Genomic DNA, 19,923 nt, shown 5'->3' with positions numbered 1-19,923 from the left:
AGGAGAGTCAAAACAACTAAGAACCTGCAAAACCTTAAATAAATTATGCTTTTGCTGATTTATTGCACAGATTTTTGTGCATTCCAGCCGCCACCCAGTGCTTTATACAAATTAATTTGGCTCGCCAGATACGCTTGCTTACCCAAAATTAACTGTTGTCCTGCACTGTACCAATTTCGTTGTGCATCCAATACTTGCAAGTAGCTGTCGGCACCCTTTTGAAAACGCGCATCCGATAAAGTAAAAGATAGCTCATTACTTTGATACAAGTCATTCAGGGCATCTAGCTGATGCATATAACCTTCACGATCAGCAAGGGCATCAGAGACTTCTTTGAATGCCTGTTGAATGGTTTGCTCGTAACTGGTTATAGCCATTTCTTGCTGAGCTTTTGCAACATCGAGATTAGCTTGATTACGACCCATGTTAAAAATGGGCAAGTTTACCGAAGGCACAAAGCTCCAAGTTCCAGAACCTGAATCAAAAAGATTACTCAAGTCAGCTGAAGCTGTCCCCGCATTCGCGGTTAAACTGATGCTTGGATAGAATGCCGCTTTTGCCACACCAATGTTTGCATTGGCAGCCAATAAATCATGCTCTGCAGCTTTGATATCAGGTCGCTGAGTCAATAGCTCAGACGGTAACCCTACTGGCACATCAGGCAAACTAAGTACATCATCAATACTTTCACTTGGTAATAAATCTGCAGTGACGGTTTTACCTACTAGAAAATCGAGGGCATTTTTATCGCGCTTAAGTAAACGCTGATAGTTTGCAATATCGACCTTAGCGGTTGCTACTGTGCTTTCAAGTTGCGATAGCGTTAACTGAGAAGCAGCACCTAGAGCAAATGTCTTACGAGTTAGCTCTAAAGACTCCTGCTGAGACTTTAAAGTCTCGTTTGCAAGTGCCAAAAGCTCTTTGTCCGTCGCATAGTTAAGCCATGCATTCACTAATTCGGAGATCAAACTAATGCGCACACTGGTTAAACTGTACTCGGCCGAATATAGGTTTTGTAATGCTTGCTCTGATTGGTTGCGTACTTTGCCCCAAAGATCAATTTCGTAAGCGGTTAAGCCAACAGTCGCTGAATAATTTTCAGAGATATTTGCTTGACCAGTACCAGATAAATCTGCCGGAAGACGCTGACGAGTACCCGATGCATTTAGGTCTATGCTTGGGTAAAGCGCTGAATCTTCAATCTGATACATTGCTCTAACCTGCTGCACATTCAGTGCAGCAGTTTTAATATCTTTGTTGTTTTCCAGTGTGAGCGCAATCAGCTGTTGCAGCTGCGCATTACTGAAAAATGACTGCCAATTCAGCGCATTGATATCGCCCGCTGTACCTTGGATATCATAGTTTTGAGCAACGGGTAATTCACGTTGCTCCATATCTGGCGCCATATTACATGCAGATAACATAAGTGCAGCAACAGACACTGAGATAAGTTTAGCTTTCATTATGCCTGCTCCTCATTAGTTGATTTTGTTTTGCCTGGGAATACTCGGCGCACCAGTACAAAGAACAGCGGCACAAAAATTACTACGATGGTCGATGACGCAAGAGTACCGCCAATAACAGCAATACCGAGTGCGTTTTGTGCACCTGAGCCTGCACTTGATGCAATTGCCAGTGGTAGTACACCACACACAAATGCCATTGATGTCATAAAGATTGGACGTAAACGTAGACGAATAGCTGCTACCGCGGCATCGACAAGTTTCATACCTTCATCCATTTTATGAATAGCAAACTCTACAATTAAGATGGCATTTTTTGATGCCAGACCTATGGTGGTTAATAGACCCACTTGGAGATAAATATCGTTTGATAAATTAAATACAAATGACGCAATCGACGCACCAAATACACCAAGCGGTACAATGAGCATAACTGCAGCAGGAACTGACCAGCTTTCATATAACGCCGCTAAACATAGGAATACAACCAACAATGAAAGTGCATAAAGTAATGGCGCTTGACCACCACTTAAACGTTCTTCATATGAAATTCCTGTCCATTCGAACGATACGCCCGGTGGTAATTTCTTAACCATTTTCTCAACTTCAGCCATCGCTTGACCAGTACTGTAGCCTGGAGCAGCAGCACCTTGGATTTCCATCGCTGAGAAGCCGTTATAACGCTCAAGACGCGGTGAGCCATAAGTCCAATAAGAATGAGCAAAGGCAGTAAATGGCACCATGTCACCATTGGCGTTACGTACATACCACTCATCTAGGTCTTCTGGCACCATGCGTGATTCTGGCGTACCTTGTAAGTACACTTTTTTCACACGACCACGGTCAATAAAGTCATTTACATAGCTACTACCCCAAGCCGTTGATAACGTATTATTGATATCTGCTTGAGTTAGGCCTAATGCTTCGGCTTTTGCTAAATCAATATCAAGCTCTAGCTCAGGTTTATCTTCTTGACCATTTGGACGAACACCTGATAACACCGGGTTTTGTGCAGCCATACCTAAAAACATGTTGCGTGCTTCAAGTAGTTTTTCGTGACCTAGACCAACCCTATCTTGTAAGAACAAGGTGAAACCGTTTGCAGTACCAAGCTCAACAACCGCTGGAGGTGGGAAAGCAAACACGAACGCTTCTTTAATCGTTGAGAAGTACCCCATGGCTTTACCCGCAACCGCACCGACAGTTAAATCAGGACGCTGACGTTCATCCCAGTGTTTTAAACCCACAAAGCCGATTGCCGCGTTTTGACCAGAACCTGCAAAGCTGAAACCTGTTACCGTAAAGATAGACTTAACCGCTTCTGATTGTTCTTCTAAGAAGTGGTGTTCCATCTTTTCAACAACTTTTAAAGTTTGCTCTGTTGTTGCACCGGCAGGTAAGCTTACTTGGTTAAACAAAATACCTTGGTCTTCATCTGGTAAGAATGCCGATGGTAATTGTGAGAAAATAAACACCATGCCACCCACGATTAAACCGTAAATAAGTAAATAGCGTTTACTGTGCTTGATCATACGAGACACAAAACCTTGTGTACCCGAGTTCGTTCTGTCAAAACCACGGTTAAAGCCAAGGAAGAAACGACCAAATAAAGATTTATCGTTATGTACATGACTTGGTTTTAACATTGTCGCACACAAAGCAGGTGTTAAAATCAATGCAACTAGTACTGATAAACTCATCGCAGTTACCAAGGTAATTGAGAACTGGCGATAAATAACCCCTGTTGAGCCTGGGAAGAACGCCATAGGCACGAATACAGCCGACAGCACCATCGCAATACCAACAAGGGCACCTTTGATTTCATCCATTGATTTACGTGTTGCCTCAAGAGGAGATAAGTTCTCTTCGGTCATTACACGTTCAACGTTTTCAACCACGACGATTGCATCATCTACCAGTAGACCAATGGCAAGTACCATCGCAAACATGGTTAAGGTATTAATTGAGAAGCCAAACACTTGCAAGATAGCAAACGTACCAAGCAATACAACAGGTACTGCAATAGTCGGAATAAGTGTTGCTCTGAAGTTCTGTAAGAATAAGTACATTACCAAGAACACCAGCACAACAGCTTCGATTAGAGTGCTGACAACTTTTTCAATTGAAAGCGAGACGAATGGCGTCGTATCGTAAGGAACAACCGTAGTTAAACCTTCAGGGAAGAAAGGCTCAAGTTCAGCAAGGGCCGCTTTTACGCCATCTGCTGTATCAAGTGCATTAGCACCACTGGCAAGCTTAACACCTAAACCTGATGCCGGTTTGCCGTTAAAACGCGCAACAACACCGTAGTTTTCACCACCTAATTCAACATCAGCAACGTCACTTAAACGAACAACTGAACCATCAGCATTGGTTTTTACAAAAATATTTCGAAATTGCTCAGGTGTTTGTAAGCGGCTTTGTGCAGTTACCGTTGCATTTAATTGTTGGCCACTTACTGCTGGCAACGCACCTAATTGACCTGCTGAAACTTGTGCATTTTGAGCACTGATTGCAGCACTAATATCAGCAGGAGTTAATGAGTACTTCAGTAATTTAGCTGGGTATAACCAAATACGCATTGCATATTGAGAGCCAAACAGCTGCACTTCACCGACACCGTTTACACGAGAAATAATATCAAGCACGTTTGATGAAACATAATCACCTATATCGATGTTGTTCATACTGCCGTCTTCAGATACAAAGCCTACAACCATTAAGAAGTTACGAGCCGATTTTGCAACCGAGACACCTTGACGTTGTACTTCTTCTGGTAATAACGGTGTTGCAAGCGACAATTTGTTTTGTACTTGAACCTGTGCAATATCAGGGTCTGTATCTGCACTAAAGGTTAAGGTTAACGTCGCTGAGCCGTTAGACTCTGAGGTTGACGACATGTAGAGCAAGCCATCTAGCCCTTTCATTTTTTGTTCAATAACCTGTGTAACCGTATCTTCTAGAGTACGGGCCGACGCACCAGGGTATGTGGCTTGAATACTAATTGCAGGTGGTGCAATTGATGGATACTGTGCAACCGGCAAACTTCTAATTGCTAAGATACCTGCCAGCATAACAACGATAGCAAGCACCCAAGCAAATATGGGCCGATCAATAAAAAATCGTGACATTAAGTTTCTCCGTTACTGGCTGTTAGCTGCTGATTCTGCAGGCATTGCATTGACTGGTGCACCTGGGCGGATTTTCTGTAAACCTTCAACAATTAACTTATCGCCGCTGTTTAGGCCGTCTGTCACTAACCAGTTTGAACCAACAGTACGATCAGTTTTAAGCACGCGTGCTTCTACGGTATTGTCTTTGCTTACTACCATGGCAGTAGGCTCACCTTTGGTGTTTCTGCTTACGCCACGTTGCGGTGCTAAAATCGCATCACTTTTCACACCTTCAACAATCACTGCACGAACATACATACCAGGCAGCAGTAATTTTTCAGGGTTAGGAAATTCAGCACGTAAGGTTACTGAGCCTGTGCTTGGATCAACAGTCACTTCAGAGAATTGCAATGTACCTTTATGTTGATAAGTACTGCCGTCTTCCATCTTTAATTCAACTTTTGAATGTAAAGCGGCATCTTTATCAAGCTCACCCGCAGCAATGGCTTTTTTCAAACGTGTTAGTTCACTGCTTGACTGGGTTAAATCAACATAGATTGGGTCTAATTGAGTAATGGTTGCTAATGCTGTTGCTTGATTAGCACTCACAAGGGCACCGGCAGTGACATCTGATTTACCAATTTGGCCACTAATTGGCGCTAACACTTTGCTGTAGTTTAAATTGATTTCAGCGGTTTTAAGCTGCGCTTGAGCTGTCAGTAAGTCAGCTTTTGCACCTTTGTATGCTGCATCAGCTTCGTCGTAATCTTGTTGGCTTACTGCTTTGATGCTCAATAGCTCTTTATAGCGTTCTGCTTTTGCTTTGGCATTTGCAATACTTGCTTGAGCTTTAGTAATAGCAGCTTTACTAGTCGCTACTTCAGCTTCAAATGTAGATGGGTCAATCTGATATAAAGCTTGGCCTTTTTCAACCTCAGCACCTTCAACAAACATACGTGATTGAATAATACCGTTAACCTGCGGACGAATTTGCGCGATACGTGAAGCAGCCACACGACCCGGTAATTCTTTAGTTAGCGTAAGTGGTTTGCTTTGCATCTCAATAACACCAACAGGAACAGCTTGAGCTGCCTGCGTTTGCCCTTGAGCCGATTCTGATTGGCCGCAGCCTGATAATAAAACAGCACCAGCCAAAGCTGACACTGCAAAAAATGGAATGCGAGAGCGCTGCATGTGTAGTTCCTTAGTTTAGAGTGAACGATCATTCTAAACTAAAAAAGGCACAGATCAACCATCTTTAAAGAACTTTACATTAAATAAAATGCTTGCTTTAACGCATGAATTTTGTGCAATAAATAAATTGCTAATTGAATTATTACGAACGTAACTGAGAAAGTTGTTTTAAAACTATTAGTTATGCGAATTGAAGTTATATCAATTCGCAGATTATTCGCCTAAACACATGCCCATTGCGCGGGCACTTGCTATTAAAGAATGTTCTAGAGGGATGACGCGATATTCAGAAGTAGCTTCTTTTAAACTGATTGGTTTAATTTCACCGTCTTTACTGACAGGAATAAAACCAAACTGGCCTTTCTTTACTAGCTCGAATGCTTGCACCCCAAACTCTGCTGCAAGCACCCTATCAAACGCATTAGGTGTGCCTCCACGTTGAATATGCCCTAATACGGTTACTCTTACATCAAGATCAAGCGCCACACGTATTTGTGAAGCAAGCTGCTCAGCAATGCCACCAAGCACTGGGTTTTCGTAACCAAGTTCATTTGATTGTTTACTAACAACACCACCAGCAACAGGCTTTGCTCCTTCTGAAATGACAATGTTGGCAAATCCATGGCCTTTATCAAATCGTGATGTTAGTTTGGCTTTAATAGCTTCAATATCGTAAGGAATCTCTGGAATAAGTGCGACTTCTGCGCCAGCTGCAATAGCAGAGTGCAAACAAATCCAACCGGCATCGCGCCCCATTACTTCAGTCACAATCACTCGGTTATGACTTTGCGCTGTTGGTATTAAACGATCAATGGCTTCGGTGGCGGTGTCGACAGCAGTCTGAAAACCAATTGTGTAATCAGTGCCATATAAATCATTATCAATAGTTTTTGGCACGCCTACGATATTTAAGCCATGTTCAAATAAGTGCTGAGATACCCTATGTGAACCATCACCACCAATATTAATTACGGCATCAAACCCAAGTTGCTTAATAATACTGATTAACTCATCAGAGCGGTCAATAAACACTTGTTCGCCCGCTATTTCAGCAGGAAATGCGGTTGGGTTCCCTTTATTAACTGTTTCGAGAATTGTTCCACCACGAACATGAATACCCGCCACAACTTCACTAGTTAAGTGTATAATATCATTTGGCTTTTCAAGCACACCACAATATGCTCTTCGGCTACCATACACCTGCCAATTGCCATCATGTTCGGCTGCTTTAACCACCGTTCTGATCACCCCATTGAGCCCAGGGCAATCACCCCCACTTGTTAATAGCAGTAATTTTTTCATTGTGTTACCAACTTCGTTCACTGATTAATTACAGATTAGCTTATATGTTGAAGTTTCGCGTATGACTTACATCAACTAAAACTTGGTTTTTTTATGCGTAGAAAAAAGCGCAACAAATAGCACTAGTAATACATACTTAGGCAGACTAGTCAGTAAAGTGGTGTTATCAATATTTGCAGAAAAGGTGTTAACAGCAAAATATAAATGCAGCGCTAAAAATGGTGTCAGCAATATAAAGTATGAATACGTTTTATCTTTAAGATACAGCGACTTACTAATGAGTAAAAATATTAAGAGTAACGCTAATAAAGGAAGACCTAAAGTAACGATATCAACCATTGATAAAGCAAAGTTAGGTGACAAATCATAAAGGGCTGAAAGTACTTCGGTTGGAATCGCAATAGCCGAGCCATAACCTATGACTGGTATAGATAAATAGGCAAATAAACAGCCAAAAATAAATAAAAGTAGTACGTTATATTTCATAACCCCATTCCATGGTTTGTTCATTATTAGCCTTACGCTAACTAATAATGAACAAATAATCCACTACTTTTTCAGTACCTTACATCGTTAAAATGTCTTAACTTTAAAGGCTAGGTTTTCCACCGCACAGCCTGTACTACTCGTATTTACACGGTAATAATGAGTATTGTCTGTGGCATTTAAATCTAATAAAAACTCATCATGCTGAGCGACTGCTTGTTGCTCTTGTGTTAAGCACATAGCTTGTACAAGCGAACGTAATTTAGCATCTGAAAAAATAGTGCCAAAACGCTGCATCGGCAGTGGCGGAATTTTAATACTAGGGAGTGCATTATCAACAGTTCGTTTAGCTAGAGTAAAACCATCCTTTGTTACATCAATAACTGCACCAGCAGGCCAATAACTGATTGCTCCGTTGTTTTTAGCGTCAGATTTAACATGCACGACACCGCTTTTACCAATCACCGTCATTAGTGCTGTTTCACCAGCTCGAATTGATACAAGGGCTGTGGTCTCATCAATGCCAAAGCCATGCTGTTGCCCGGTATCTGCCAGTAATCTTGCCAAACGCATTGTTCTGTTGCGCTCGCTAAAGTGTGTATCAAGAACACCATAAGTAAAACTGCCAAGCCCACCTTGTTTTTCATAGGTAAGACTATCAGCCGAAATCTTATCACCGCATTCATTTTCACAGCGCTCACTCGGCGCAGACACCGCAAACGAGCCTTCTCTCATTGCCGCTAAACTTGTACCATTTGAAATCATCGGCACTGTGCCATAGGCATTTTTACCACCACTTTGCACCGCTGTACCTGCGCTTGTGCCAACAAGTAATGGTCTTTGTAAAATTGCGTGAGTCCAAGGATATTGCTTGCCGTTGTCATCAAACAGTACTTTTCTGGTTAAACTCTGATCGCCACCGTTAAACATAATACCCGTAGCGTTTTCAATCAGTTTAACTAAATGATCGACCCCTTTATCACAAAGCGCTTTTTCGGCCTTAATTCGATCAGGGTAAATTGTCTCACGATTAAAAACGCCCATAGAGTCAGTGCGTAAAGAATCCAAACTCTCACATTGCTTACTAGTAATCGCTTTTGCTAAGGCGGGGGTTAGAGGTAACCAGCTTGATTCTACACCAGTAAAGTCTAATAGCCCTTCATAAAAGTCAGCTGATTCATATGGATCTCTGCTTGAAGCCGTAACCGCTAAAATTGTTGGTGATTCGGTGGTTGTTTTTAATGAAGCAGCAACAAAATCTAAAATATCATTGGCCGCACGTTCGTTATTATCACTAGTACTAACCTGCTCTATTTGACGGGTCGAATCTGTATTTAATACAGCCACTTCAAGTGAGTCTATGACAAAGCTGTATTCTGAATCAGTGAGTTCGTTTAGTAACTTGTTATCTAAATCACGCCATGCCCATAAAATATCACTTTTAGTGATCAAACCTGACTTTTCACGTGCAATCTGTGCTAATACCTTAAGCGTTTGCTGACGATTTTTTTTATTCTTGCTTGGCCAATTTGTCTTTATTGTAGATAAAGCATCATTATTTAATCGATATTGATTATTCCGTTTACCACTAATCTGTTTATTCGAAAGGCAATTTTTAGGGCTCATACTTGAGCAGGTGGTCAAGGCACCGCCGACTAAGACCAACGTTTGCTGTTGATCATTTGCATAGACTTTGCTGCCAAATGATGCGAAAAACAAACCAAATACCAAAGAAAAAGCTGAAGTTTGATATTTAGTCTTTTGCTCCTTAAGGATGTTCATATTGTTACACTCTTGTAAAAAAATATTAGAAAATTGCTTGCGCAGCTTTTTGTTGCTTGCTATAAAAAAAGGAACATTTAAAAACGCGAGTAAGCTAGCACTGTATTACTAGCTTTGTCAAAAGACCTTACGGATTGGAATTATGTTGAAAAACGCATTATCGCTTTGCACATATTTCTACTCTCCACACTACCTTTCGGAGTGGTTTGACGAGTAGCCACACCTCACTTCCTGTGAGGGGCTAGTTGTGTCTATAACCCACTGCCCTGTCTAAAAAATTATAACAATTATTCAAAACGTCACGGTTTTGCCGTGTGTTTTTTAAGACAAAGGTAAATCAATATGTTTCGTCAGTTATCAATTGCTGTAGCAATCAGTGCTGTGCTGTGCCCAGTACAAGCTGTGTATGCTCAAAACGACCAACAATCAGAAAAAATTGAACGAGTAGAAGTAACAGGATCACGAATTAAAGGGGTTGATTTAGAAGGAACCATCCCGCTTACAGTGCTTGACCAAGATGCAATCAAGCGCTCAGGAGCGAACACTATTCATGAATTATTAAAAGATTTATCCGTTTTTAAAGGCGGATCCGGTACCTTTTCAACATCAGAAAGTGGTGGTACATCAACCTCAACGCCAGCGGGTCAATCCGCTGCGAGCCTTAGAGGTATGGGTCCTTCTGCAACATTAACGCTGATTAATGGCCGCCGTGTTGCACCAAGCTCGTTCGCAGCAGGCACTGAAAACTTTGTCGATGTGAACTCAATTCCACTTGCTGCAATCGAGCGCATTGATATTTTAGCCACTGGCGCATCAGCAATTTATGGTGCTGATGCTGTCGCTGGTGTTATTAACTATATTCTTAAAGATGACTATCAAGGAGCTGAAGTAAATACTTCTTACACCAATAGTTTTGACAGTCATGACGAAGCTAAGAAGCAGCTTAACTTAGTCTACGGAACCAATATCGGTGAAAGTAACTTAACGGTATTTGCTGATATTTACGACCGCAATGCCTTTAAAGCTACCGACAGAAGTTATACCGCAACACCTAATCTAGTGAATGGTTACTCATATTTACCGAAACTTGAGAACTCACCAAACATTTATTATTACAGCAGCCGAGATGGCAATGAACTACCAGCGCCAAACTGTAAAACAGAGCTTGTCACGACTGAGTATGGTGAGCAAATTTGTGCTTACTATGCTAACCAAGATGATTACCTAGAAACCCCATTTGAAAGCCTTTCAACTGGCTTTATGTTTAACAGCACCTTAGGTGATTTAGATTGGCATACCGATTTCTTCTATAGCCAAACTAAATCAAAAGCCTATTCATCACCTGCACCAATCAATCAAATAAACGATGATGATGGTCCGTTTATCATAGAAGATGCGCTATTCATTTATGATAACGCTGATGGCAGTAATGACTTAATGGACCAGCTTTATATTGATCCATTTACCACTCAAGCAGGTCGAGATGTTTATGGCTTTGCATTTGATGCACGTTTTAATTCACCGCGTACTGTTGAAGTTGAAACTAAAAACTTTCGCTTAGTCAGTAGCCTAGCTGGTTACATTGGTGATTGGAGTTGGGAGTCAGGTGTAACATTTTCTCGTTCTAAGTCAGAGCAAGAAGCGATTGATGGTATTTACAACCGCTACCAATTTCATGCTGCAATCACTGGTGAATTATGCTCTGACGGTTCAACGGCTACATACGATGGAACACAGCTCAATTGTGCGCAAGGTCAGTTAATGCCATTCTACAACCCTTTTTTACAGGGTGATGCTAATAATGATGCGGTGCTTGAGCTTGCAAAAGCAAACCCTAGTAGAAGTGGTGAAAGTACAGTTTACGGATGGGATTTAAACTTTAATGGCGACTTATTTACATTTAATGAGTTACCCATTTATGCTGCATTTGGTGTTGAGGCTCGCCGAGAAGAGTTAAAAGATATTCCGTCTTTAGACTCTCAAGCGCGTGCTGAAAATGGTTATTTAGTTGATGTTTTTGGTTTTGGCTCGAGCTTATCAGAAGCAGACCGTACGCAATACGCTGCATTTGTAGAGTTGAATATGCCAGTTACTGAGCAGCTAGAACTGCAAGTTGCTGGTCGTTACGATCATTACAATGACTTTGGTGGAACGTTTAACCCTAAAGTTGGTTTCAGCTACCGCCCTTCAGATTCTCTAATTATTAGGAGCTCTTGGTCAACGTCGTTTAGAGCACCTTCATTAACTCAAGCTGGCGTAAAATTACGTACCACACAATCAAGCTTTGATTGCGGCGCAAATCAGGCAGTTGCAGACTTATACTGTATGGGTGATGGTACGGAAGTCAGTGTTAACAGCCTAGAACTTGGTAATCAAGCACTCAAAGCCGAAGAGTCTGAAGCGCTCAGTATTGGCTTTGCATGGAGCCCATCTGTAAATACCAATCTAACTGTCGATTATTGGCATTTTGATCATGAACAAGTTATCGATACCAATATGACTGCCGTCCTAGATAGAGCAATTACGGATGCTTCTCTTCGTCACTGTGGCTTAGTACCACAAGGACAACAAGGTATTTCGTACGAGCAGCAGCTGTGTGAAGTAACCGATAATGCTGGCCTTAATATCGAAAGTGATGGCGCTAATCTTTCAGAGATCCTAACAAACTATATTAGTGAGTTTAACCCGCGAGAAGATGAGCTATTCCTGCCACTATTTAGAGACCATGTTATTCCACTGGAAAATACCGGCACACAAACCTTAGCGGGTATCGACTTTAAATTCGATCATCGTTTTCTTTTTGCAAAAGGTAATTTAACACTCGCTTTTGATGGTACACACTATTTAGAGTTTGAGCGAAACAAACCCGGTTCAGATGCAATCGAAAAGCTAATCGGCACTTATCGCTACCCTGAAAATGTTGGCAGATTCTCTATCGATTGGGATGCCGAGAGTTATTATTTAAACCTAGGCGCCAATTATACCAGTAGCTATGAGGATGATATTGAAGGGCTTCGTGGCCGTGAAATAGATGAGCTAGCAGAACTTGGCGAGCTTAATGATGAGTTAAAACGCGATGTTGATGACTGGCTAGTATGGGATTTATCTGCCGGGTATTTTATCAATGATTCATTATCAATCCGTGCTCGTATCGATAATATCTTCGATAAAGAACCGCCTAAACTGTATGGTTCAAGTCGAGGTTTTGATTCTATAAACCATAATGCTTATGGCAGTCGCTATACGTTAAGTTTGAGCTATCGCTTTTAGCAAGGTTTGGGCGGCTTAATAGTCGCCCACATCTTTGAGCTTACGTTATCTTAAACTGACGACTCTCAGTATTAATCTTTCTTAGCAAGGGCTACAATACCTTGCTTATCTTATAAACGTCGAATGACATTTAAGTGACTTTATGAAAAACAAACAGTTTGCGATGCCAGATGCGAGCATCATTTTGTTGTGCGTCGCAGTTATCGCCTATTTTGCCAGCCTATTTATAACCCCCGGTGTGTTTAATGCCGAAAAAGATAGCCATAGCGTTGAATTATCACAATATCAAACAGCCTCAGATCATACACCGCCAGCATTTTTTGCAGAAGGTGGTGAAATTGGCCTAGCTAATGTCTTATTTGAAGGGTTAGTGTCAGGTGATAAGTATGGCGCAGCGATTGGTGTAATGGCGTTTATTTTAATCACTGGCGGTGCGTTTGGGATTATCTTAAAAACCGGTGCGATAAATAACGGCATAATGGCACTCATTAATAAAACACAACATATTGAGTGGGTATTCATTCCTCTCTTGTTTGTGCTTTTCTCTTTAGGGGGGGCGGTTTTCGGCATGGGTGAAGAAGCCATCGCCTTTTGTATTGTGTTATTCCCGATTATGAAACAACTTGGCTATGACGCAAAAGTGACGGTATTAACAACCTATGTTGCTACACAAATTGGCTTTGCTACCTCATGGATGAATCCATTTAGCATTGCCATAGCTCAATCAATTGCTGAAATTCCCGTTTTTTCTGGCGCAGGGTTCAGAATGGTTGCTTGGCTTGTTTTTACTTCATTTGGCCTTGTATTCACCATTCGCTATGCCAATTCTATCAGAGCAACTAAACAACAATCTAACCAACACATAAACAGTGCAATAAATTTAGATAACGCAGATAAACTAATCTTACTTACTTTTATTGCTGGCATTGTTTGGGTTATTTGGGGCGTGATGGCTCGGCAGTATTATATTCCTGAACTAGCAGCGCAATTCTTTTGCCTAGGTATTGCTTGCGCTGTAATAGCCAGCCTATTCAAAAAACAAACTGCCAATGAAAGCGCAAACGCATTTAAAGAAGGTGCCCAAGAGCTCTTACCTGCAGCGCTTTTGGTTGCTTTGGCAAAAGGCGTTATTTTAATACTTGGCGGTAGCGATTTAACGTCACCTTCGACCCTTAATACCTTACTGTACTATAGTGCCACCAGCATCTCAGTTGTGCCCGATTATATTGCTGCTTGGGGCATGCTATTATTTCAAAGTGTATTTAACTTCTTTGTTTCGTCTGGTTCAGGACAAGCAGCCATAACAATGCCGCTAATGTCGCCGCTCGGTGATTTATTAAATATCTCACGTCAAATTGTGGTGTTGGCATTTCAGTTGGGTGATGGTTTAACTAATATTTTTATTCCTACTTCTGCTAGTCTCATTGGCTGTTTAGGTATTGTTAAATTAGATTGGAGTGAATGGGCACGTTTTATTTGGCGCTTCACTTTGGCTTTGTTTGGCCTTGCCAGTGGTTTTATTTTTCTCGCACACTTTATTAACTATCAGTAAAAGATTTAATTATGTTAACACTTATAAAAGGCGCAGACGTTTTCGCCCCCTCACCTTTAGGCATTCAAGATGTCCTTATTGCTGGCACAAAAATAGTTGATATACAGCCTGAAATAACTATCGATACCTATCAGGGGATTACCAAGGTAGATGGCACTCATTGTATTTTGGCCCCGGGGTTTGTGGATTCACTCGTTCATATAACTGGCGGTGGCGGCGAAGCTGGCTTTGCAAGTAGAACACCAGAAATGAACCTGACTGATGCAACACTGCATGGTACAACTACTGTTATTGCAGCCCTGGGCACTGACTCAAGTAGCCGAACTCATAGTAACCTGATTGCTAAAGCAAAAGAGCTGAAAGAGCTTGGGCTCAACGTTTTTTGTCATTCGGGCTCATATCATTTACCTGCGAAAACACTGACAGGCTCTATCACCAGCGATTTAATGTACATAGATGAGTTTATTGGCGTGGGAGAAGTTGCTATATCTGATCATCGTAGCAGCCAACCCACAGTGCAACAGCTGGCAGAACTGGCTGCAGAGGCAAAAGTGGCCGGCATGTTAAGTGGTAAAAAAGGCACTGTCAGCATTCATGTTGGCCCTGTTGATACACATTTATCGATATTGCATGAGGTTGATAAGCTAACCGATATTTCGCTAGCACAATTTTACCCAACTCACATGAATCGTAATATCGACTTACTTAATGCTGGGGTAGAGTTTTGTAAAGCCGGTGGCACTATCGATTTTACAACAAGTACAACAGAGTATGACCTTGCTCATGGTGAATACTCTGCCGCACACGCACTTGCCTATTGTATAGAGAATAAAGTCGACCCAACGAAGCTCACTATGAGCTCTGATGGCCATGCAAGCCTCCCTATTTTTGACAAAAGCTATAATCTGCTTGGCCTTGAAGTAGGTAAAGAGTCCACATTGCATGGCTCGTTTGTAGAAGCAGTGCAAAAATTTAATGTTTCGATTGAACACGCTTTAATGGCTGTTACATCAAACCCTGCACAGATACTGGGTATAAATAAAGGTGTAATTAAGCAAAATGCAGATGCCGACCTTGTGTTACTTAATAAAACAACGCTTGCGCCAACAGAATGCTGGTCAAAGGGTGTTCATATGGTAAGCAAAGGCAAAGCACTTGTTAAAGGCACCTTTGAATAAGGCCGCAATCGGCGGCCTAAACAGTATCCGAAATTCGAGTAACAAGTAGTTGCTCGACTTTCACCCCTTCAACATCAACAACCTCAAACTTATAGCCACCGTAATTAATAAACTCGGCGCGTTTAGGCAGGCGTTTCATGGTGTATATTAAAAACCCTGCGACTGTTTCGTAATGAGACTGTTCAGGGAACTCTTCAATTTCAAGTACCTTAGCAAGCTCAACCACAGGTGTTAAACCATCGACCAGCCAAGATGAATTATCACGTTGAATAATTAACTCTTCACCCTGGTGGCTAATTAAGTCGCCCATAAATCCTTTCATTAAATCTTTAACAGTAACAATACCTACCATTAGCGCATACTCATTAACCACTACGGCAAACGGCTCTGCCGCTTTTTTGAAAGTATTTAGCGCCTCTGAAAGACTCAATGTTTCTGGCAGATAAAAAATATCTTGGCTTATCAGTTCATTATCGATTTCAGCGGTTTGCCCTTTTAGCACTTTGCGCAAAATATCTTTTGATTCAACCGAACCAATTAATTTATCTAAACTACCATCACAGACTAAAAAGTGATTATGAGGGTGCTCAATAATTTTGGTTGCAACTTCTTGAGCATCCGCCTTTACATCAAAAAACACAATTTGATCACGAGGAGTCATCACACTCGATAAAAAACGTGCCTCTAAATCAAATACATTGCCAATTAGCTCATATTCTTGTTGCTGTAAGCTGCCGTACTCTGCCCCTGCATCCATCATCGCAACGATGTCTTCTGTGGTGACAATATCTTCTCGTTCAGCGGGTACTTTAAACGCGCGTAAAACCAAATTAGTTATACCATTAAAGAAAACAACAAAAGGAGTGAGCGCAAAGGTCACCCAACGCATAATGGACACCACGTTAACTGCAACTGCCTCTGGCATAATCATGGCTAACCGTTTAGGTAATAAGTCAGCGAATAGAATAAACAAAGAGGTAATACTCAAAAACGAAATCAAAAAGCTGATTTGACTCAATAACGGGCCTTGATAAATCATGCCTAAAATTTGTTCTATGTAAGGAGATAATGCTTGCTCACCAACAATACCACCTAAAATGGCAATTGCGTTGAGGGCAATTTGTATCATGGCAAAAAATGCCCCAGGTTGCTCTTGCAAACTAAGTACTGCTTGGGCTTTTTTGTTGCCTTCGTCCACCATAACTCGTAATTTGATCTTACGAGATGCCGCAATCGCAATTTCGCTCATTGCAAACAATGCACTGATCAAAATTAAAATCATGATAATGAGTAAATCACTCATTGTAGCTCCTAATAATTAAGCGCATTCAGAGTGTTGAATGCAAACAACTTTTTGCTCGTTTAGGCTAGCGAGAGTTTGGCGAGAATGGACAAAAAGCAGCTGATTATAGCCACTTTGTAGCAATCAACAAGTGCTATTTTTAATCGTTAATAGCAAAGCCTTTATTTAATTTTTCAAGAGTAACAGGATTGATATTTTTATTGCAGGCAAAGTATAACTGAGGTGTGCCAACGGGCAGTTTAAATATCGGTTTTAAATCTTCAAGGGTGCTGTCGTTATCGCGCTCATATTTAAATTGTTCATCGCTGAGGATGACTAAATCTATACTTGAGCGTCTGCTTTTCAGTACATCGTAAATATTGTCAAAACTATCAAGTAAGATCAGCTGATTACGCTCATCAAAGCCGTTTTCTTTTAGGTAAATGTGTGAATAGTTATTTTTTAATACTGCAATTCGGTATTTCTTAGCTTCATCTATGTTAGCTATAGTTACTTGCTCAGATTTAAAAGAATAGAATGACGCTGAAAAGCCACCAATTTTCGCTACCCAAGTAAACTTATCTTCGCGTGCCGGAAGCCTTGCCATAGAAAAGATGCAGGTATTGCTATCACGCAATGCAGCGTTATATGAAATTGACCAAGAATTTACTGACAGCTCATAATCTACGCCACTTTTTTCTAAACCTGATTTAACTTTATCAACCACAGTGCCAGTTAATACGCCATTTTTATCTAGGTATTGAAAATTAGGAAAGTTTTCGGTCACCACAGTGATCGCTGCAAAACAAGGTTGCAGAAAAAGCAGCAATGACAGGGTTAGAATTGTGCGCATGATGAGCGATACCAAATAAATTATAATTATTTTTTATAATAATATAGCTCGAAGTTGCAGATATTGAAATATTATTTAGTAAAAAGGAATGAGCGGAAACAGGGTGTTTCCGCTATAGAGTCAATTACTTATTCATTGCATTAATCAAAAAAGCTGAGATTTTAGCGCCTTCTCTTAGAGTTGTTTCAGAACTTGTCTGACCGATTAATGAGCTATCTGTGAATGGTGCAATTTCCATCATGTCAGCACCAGTAATTGGGAACTCGTCAGCCAATGCAACTAGAATGTCTAATGCATGCTGAGGTGTTAAACCACCGGCTTCTGGTGTTCCTGTCGCTGAAGCAAAGCTTTCATCAAGTGCATCAATATCAAAGCTCACATAAAGCTCATCAACATTATCTGCTTTTAGCTGCGCAATAACTTCTTCAGCAACAGCTTTAGCGCCACGTTCGATGATTTCGTGTGCCCAATGTTGTTTAACGCCAAACGTGTCTTCCCAGTGTTGCTTAGGCTTACCACTAGAGCGAATACCAAATTGAATTAAGTTACGTGGAGCTGGTAAGTACTCAAGAATATGTGTACACCACGAACCAAAACATAAATCGATACCTAAACGTTCTACTAATAAGTCTGTATGAGCATCAAAATGAATGATTGCAGTGCGTTTACCTGCATCACGTTTTGCTTTTAAGTAAGCTTTAGTCAGCGGGTAGCTAATTGAATGGTCGCCACCAATACCAAAAATACCCTTATCTGGGTAATTTGCATAAAAGCCATCACAGACATCTTCAGTGATAGACAAAGGCGATACATGATATTCGCTGTTTTCATCAGCATATAACGCTTTTTGACAGTTTGTAATGGTTGCATCGTTAAGGTATTTATCATGCAATAAATGCGGGATCACACGAACATCGCCTAAATCAAAGGCGCGCGCTTGTGGTTGTTGATCAATCAAAGTAGAACGTAAAAATAATGGACCCCAGTTAGCACCACGTAAAATACCACCGCCACAGTCAGAGCTAATACCTAAAATTACCGCTTTGTGTTCAGACTCTGCCAGTGTTTCAAGTGACTCTTTCCAAAGCACATCAACATTATCTGTTTGACCGTATAATTTAGTACGCAGCGCATCTTTACGTTCTTTTGCTGTATTAACTGTAAATACGCCATCGCCAGGAGGACAAAGACACTGACTTAGTTTTTCGTGGAAGGCTTTTTGTGTGTTACTCATCTCTACTCCGCTGATCTTTATCTGCATATTCATGCGTAATTAAAAAAGTTACGCAATTAAGTTTGTGTATAGTCTAGATTTTTGAGACTCAACAATCACTTGCTCAACCAAACCTATAACTCACTGATATTAAATGGTTATAATTTTAATGCAGATGAATTTAAACTGCTCTAGTCAAATAAGAGCGCTGTATTTTGGCAGGTATAACATGCGCGAAAAGAAAGTCAAATTTTGCGGCAACCTAGGTGATTGCCGCTATAGATTTATATTCAAACGAAGTGAATACTCATTATTCGTAGCCTCTTGGCTTCTTAGTTTTGATAACGGCAATGTATGCATGCCAGCTGGCGTAGCTCAATAAAGGCATAATGACAATAAACCCAGCAGTGCCTGTAATAAAGCCGACAAATACTAAACATAGTATCAAACCAGCCCAGACAACCATGGCACCGAAATTGGTTTTAACCGCATTCATTGAAGAAATTACCGCAGTCATAATATCAACTCTGCGTTCCATCATAATTTGCGGGGTAAACGCTGAGATAGCAAATACAGTGACCAGTAAGATACCACCGACAATACTACCGAGCGTTAAAAACGCAGATAACTGCTCAAAACTCGGGTTAACAACGTTCGGGTACAATGCATGAATAAGTGCAGCTAAGCGCATCCAAACAATCATAATTACCATTAATAACACCGCAAAGCCCCATTCACCTGCAGGGTTTCTAAACATCGATTTAAGGCTGTGCATTAAAGTGGGTTTGTGGCCTTTTTCAAGCTCCCATGCGACATCGTAAAGTCCGGCAGCAAAGGCAGGACCAATTAATGCAAAGCCAACGACTGCAGGCAATATAACTAAGTGCGTATCAAACTGATAAACAAAATACATGATAGTCGCAGGTATCAAGGTAAATACTAATCCGTAGACTAGACTCAGTATGGGCGCATTAGCGATATCTTTAAATGCAAGTGCTAACCAATGAAAAGGCGCACCAATTGAAATTTTCGAGCTTTCTAAACAGCGTGCAAACTCATGGTGTTTACTCATAGAAGATGAAGCAGGCATAATATATCCTCTTTTATCGTTACTTCTTTAGGTTTAGGTTATCTGTGCAATTCTTGCAACATTGGTGATCTAATAGGACATCTGTCCTGTACTTTAAACACATATGATTAAAGTATTACGCTTTAGACAAAAATAAGGTTTAATA

Annotated in this window: 13 protein-coding genes; 3 read left to right on the top strand and 10 right to left on the bottom strand. The window is 40.9% G+C overall.

Translation table 11 applies throughout. The features are described from left to right. Window positions 1-59 precede the first annotated feature (59 nt). The 6 genes from VRK28_RS10005 to VRK28_RS09980 form a co-directional block, all read right to left on the bottom strand. A complete protein-coding gene (locus tag VRK28_RS10005; protein ID WP_105173388.1) occupies window positions 60-1,463 on the bottom strand; it encodes an efflux transporter outer membrane subunit in 1,404 nt (467 codons plus the stop codon). Further along, entirely contained in the window at window positions 1,463-4,594 is a 3,132-nt protein-coding gene (locus VRK28_RS10000) for an efflux RND transporter permease subunit (protein ID WP_062565505.1), read from the bottom strand. The genes VRK28_RS10005 and VRK28_RS10000 overlap by 1 nt, the downstream gene beginning before the upstream one ends. A 12-nt stretch (window positions 4,595-4,606) precedes the next feature. Then, window positions 4,607-5,770, bottom strand: a complete 1,164-nt coding sequence (locus VRK28_RS09995) for an efflux RND transporter periplasmic adaptor subunit (RefSeq protein ID WP_062565506.1) — start codon at window positions 5,768-5,770, stop codon at window positions 4,607-4,609. Window positions 5,771-5,983: 213 nt separating this feature from the next. After that, the gene (locus tag VRK28_RS09990) at window positions 5,984-7,072 is read right to left on the bottom strand and encodes a 6-phosphofructokinase (protein ID WP_332393866.1); all 1,089 of its coding nucleotides are present in this window, start codon (window positions 7,070-7,072) and stop codon (window positions 5,984-5,986) included. Window positions 7,073-7,147: 75 nt separating this feature from the next. Beyond that, window positions 7,148-7,582 carry a hypothetical protein gene (locus tag VRK28_RS09985; protein ID WP_156426478.1) on the bottom strand — a complete coding sequence of 145 codons (435 nt, stop codon included), beginning with the start codon at window positions 7,580-7,582 and terminating at the stop codon, window positions 7,148-7,150. 63 nt (window positions 7,583-7,645) lie between these two features. Then, complete coding sequence (locus VRK28_RS09980; protein WP_156426479.1) at window positions 7,646-9,340, bottom strand: cyanophycinase; 1,695 nt, start codon at window positions 9,338-9,340, stop codon at window positions 7,646-7,648. Window positions 9,341-9,682: 342 nt separating this feature from the next. On the opposite strand from VRK28_RS09980, the gene VRK28_RS09975 reads away from it, so the two are divergent. The 3 genes from VRK28_RS09975 to iadA all read left to right on the top strand — a co-directional run bounded on the left by VRK28_RS09975 (window position 9,683) and on the right by iadA (window position 15,340). Then, entirely contained in the window at window positions 9,683-12,610 is a 2,928-nt protein-coding gene (locus tag VRK28_RS09975; RefSeq protein ID WP_062565510.1) for a TonB-dependent receptor domain-containing protein, read from the top strand. Window positions 12,611-12,752: 142 nt separating this feature from the next. Beyond that, on the top strand, window positions 12,753-14,162 hold the full coding sequence (gene yfcC / locus VRK28_RS09970) for a putative basic amino acid antiporter YfcC (RefSeq protein ID WP_062565511.1): 1,410 nt from the start codon (window positions 12,753-12,755) through the stop codon (window positions 14,160-14,162). A gap of 11 nt (window positions 14,163-14,173) precedes the next feature. Beyond that, a complete protein-coding gene (gene iadA, locus VRK28_RS09965; protein WP_062565512.1) occupies window positions 14,174-15,340 on the top strand; it encodes a beta-aspartyl-peptidase in 1,167 nt (388 codons plus the stop codon). A 16-nt stretch (window positions 15,341-15,356) separates the two neighbouring features. Here iadA and VRK28_RS09960 read toward each other — a convergent pair whose 3' ends face one another. The 4 genes from VRK28_RS09960 to VRK28_RS09945 all read right to left on the bottom strand — a co-directional run bounded on the left by VRK28_RS09960 (window position 15,357) and on the right by VRK28_RS09945 (window position 19,778). Further along, the gene (locus VRK28_RS09960) at window positions 15,357-16,643 is read right to left on the bottom strand and encodes a hemolysin family protein (protein ID WP_062565513.1); all 1,287 of its coding nucleotides are present in this window, start codon (window positions 16,641-16,643) and stop codon (window positions 15,357-15,359) included. A 139-nt stretch (window positions 16,644-16,782) separates the two neighbouring features. Beyond that, the gene (locus tag VRK28_RS09955) at window positions 16,783-17,475 is read right to left on the bottom strand and encodes a substrate-binding periplasmic protein (RefSeq protein WP_062565514.1); all 693 of its coding nucleotides are present in this window, start codon (window positions 17,473-17,475) and stop codon (window positions 16,783-16,785) included. A gap of 124 nt (window positions 17,476-17,599) precedes the next feature. Continuing rightward, entirely contained in the window at window positions 17,600-18,709 is a 1,110-nt protein-coding gene (locus VRK28_RS09950; protein ID WP_062565515.1) for an arginase family protein, read from the bottom strand. Between the two features lie 289 nt (window positions 18,710-18,998). Further along, complete coding sequence (locus tag VRK28_RS09945) at window positions 18,999-19,778, bottom strand: DUF2189 domain-containing protein (RefSeq protein WP_054564098.1); 780 nt, start codon at window positions 19,776-19,778, stop codon at window positions 18,999-19,001. Window positions 19,779-19,923 lie beyond the last annotated feature (145 nt).

The sequence above is a fragment of the Pseudoalteromonas sp. P80D2 genome (assembly GCF_036680945.1).
GTDB classification, from domain to species: Bacteria; Pseudomonadota; Gammaproteobacteria; order Enterobacterales; family Alteromonadaceae; genus Pseudoalteromonas; species Pseudoalteromonas shioyasakiensis.
Note: the sequence above shows the minus strand (reverse complement) of the source record. Positions and strands in the feature narration are given on the sequence as shown.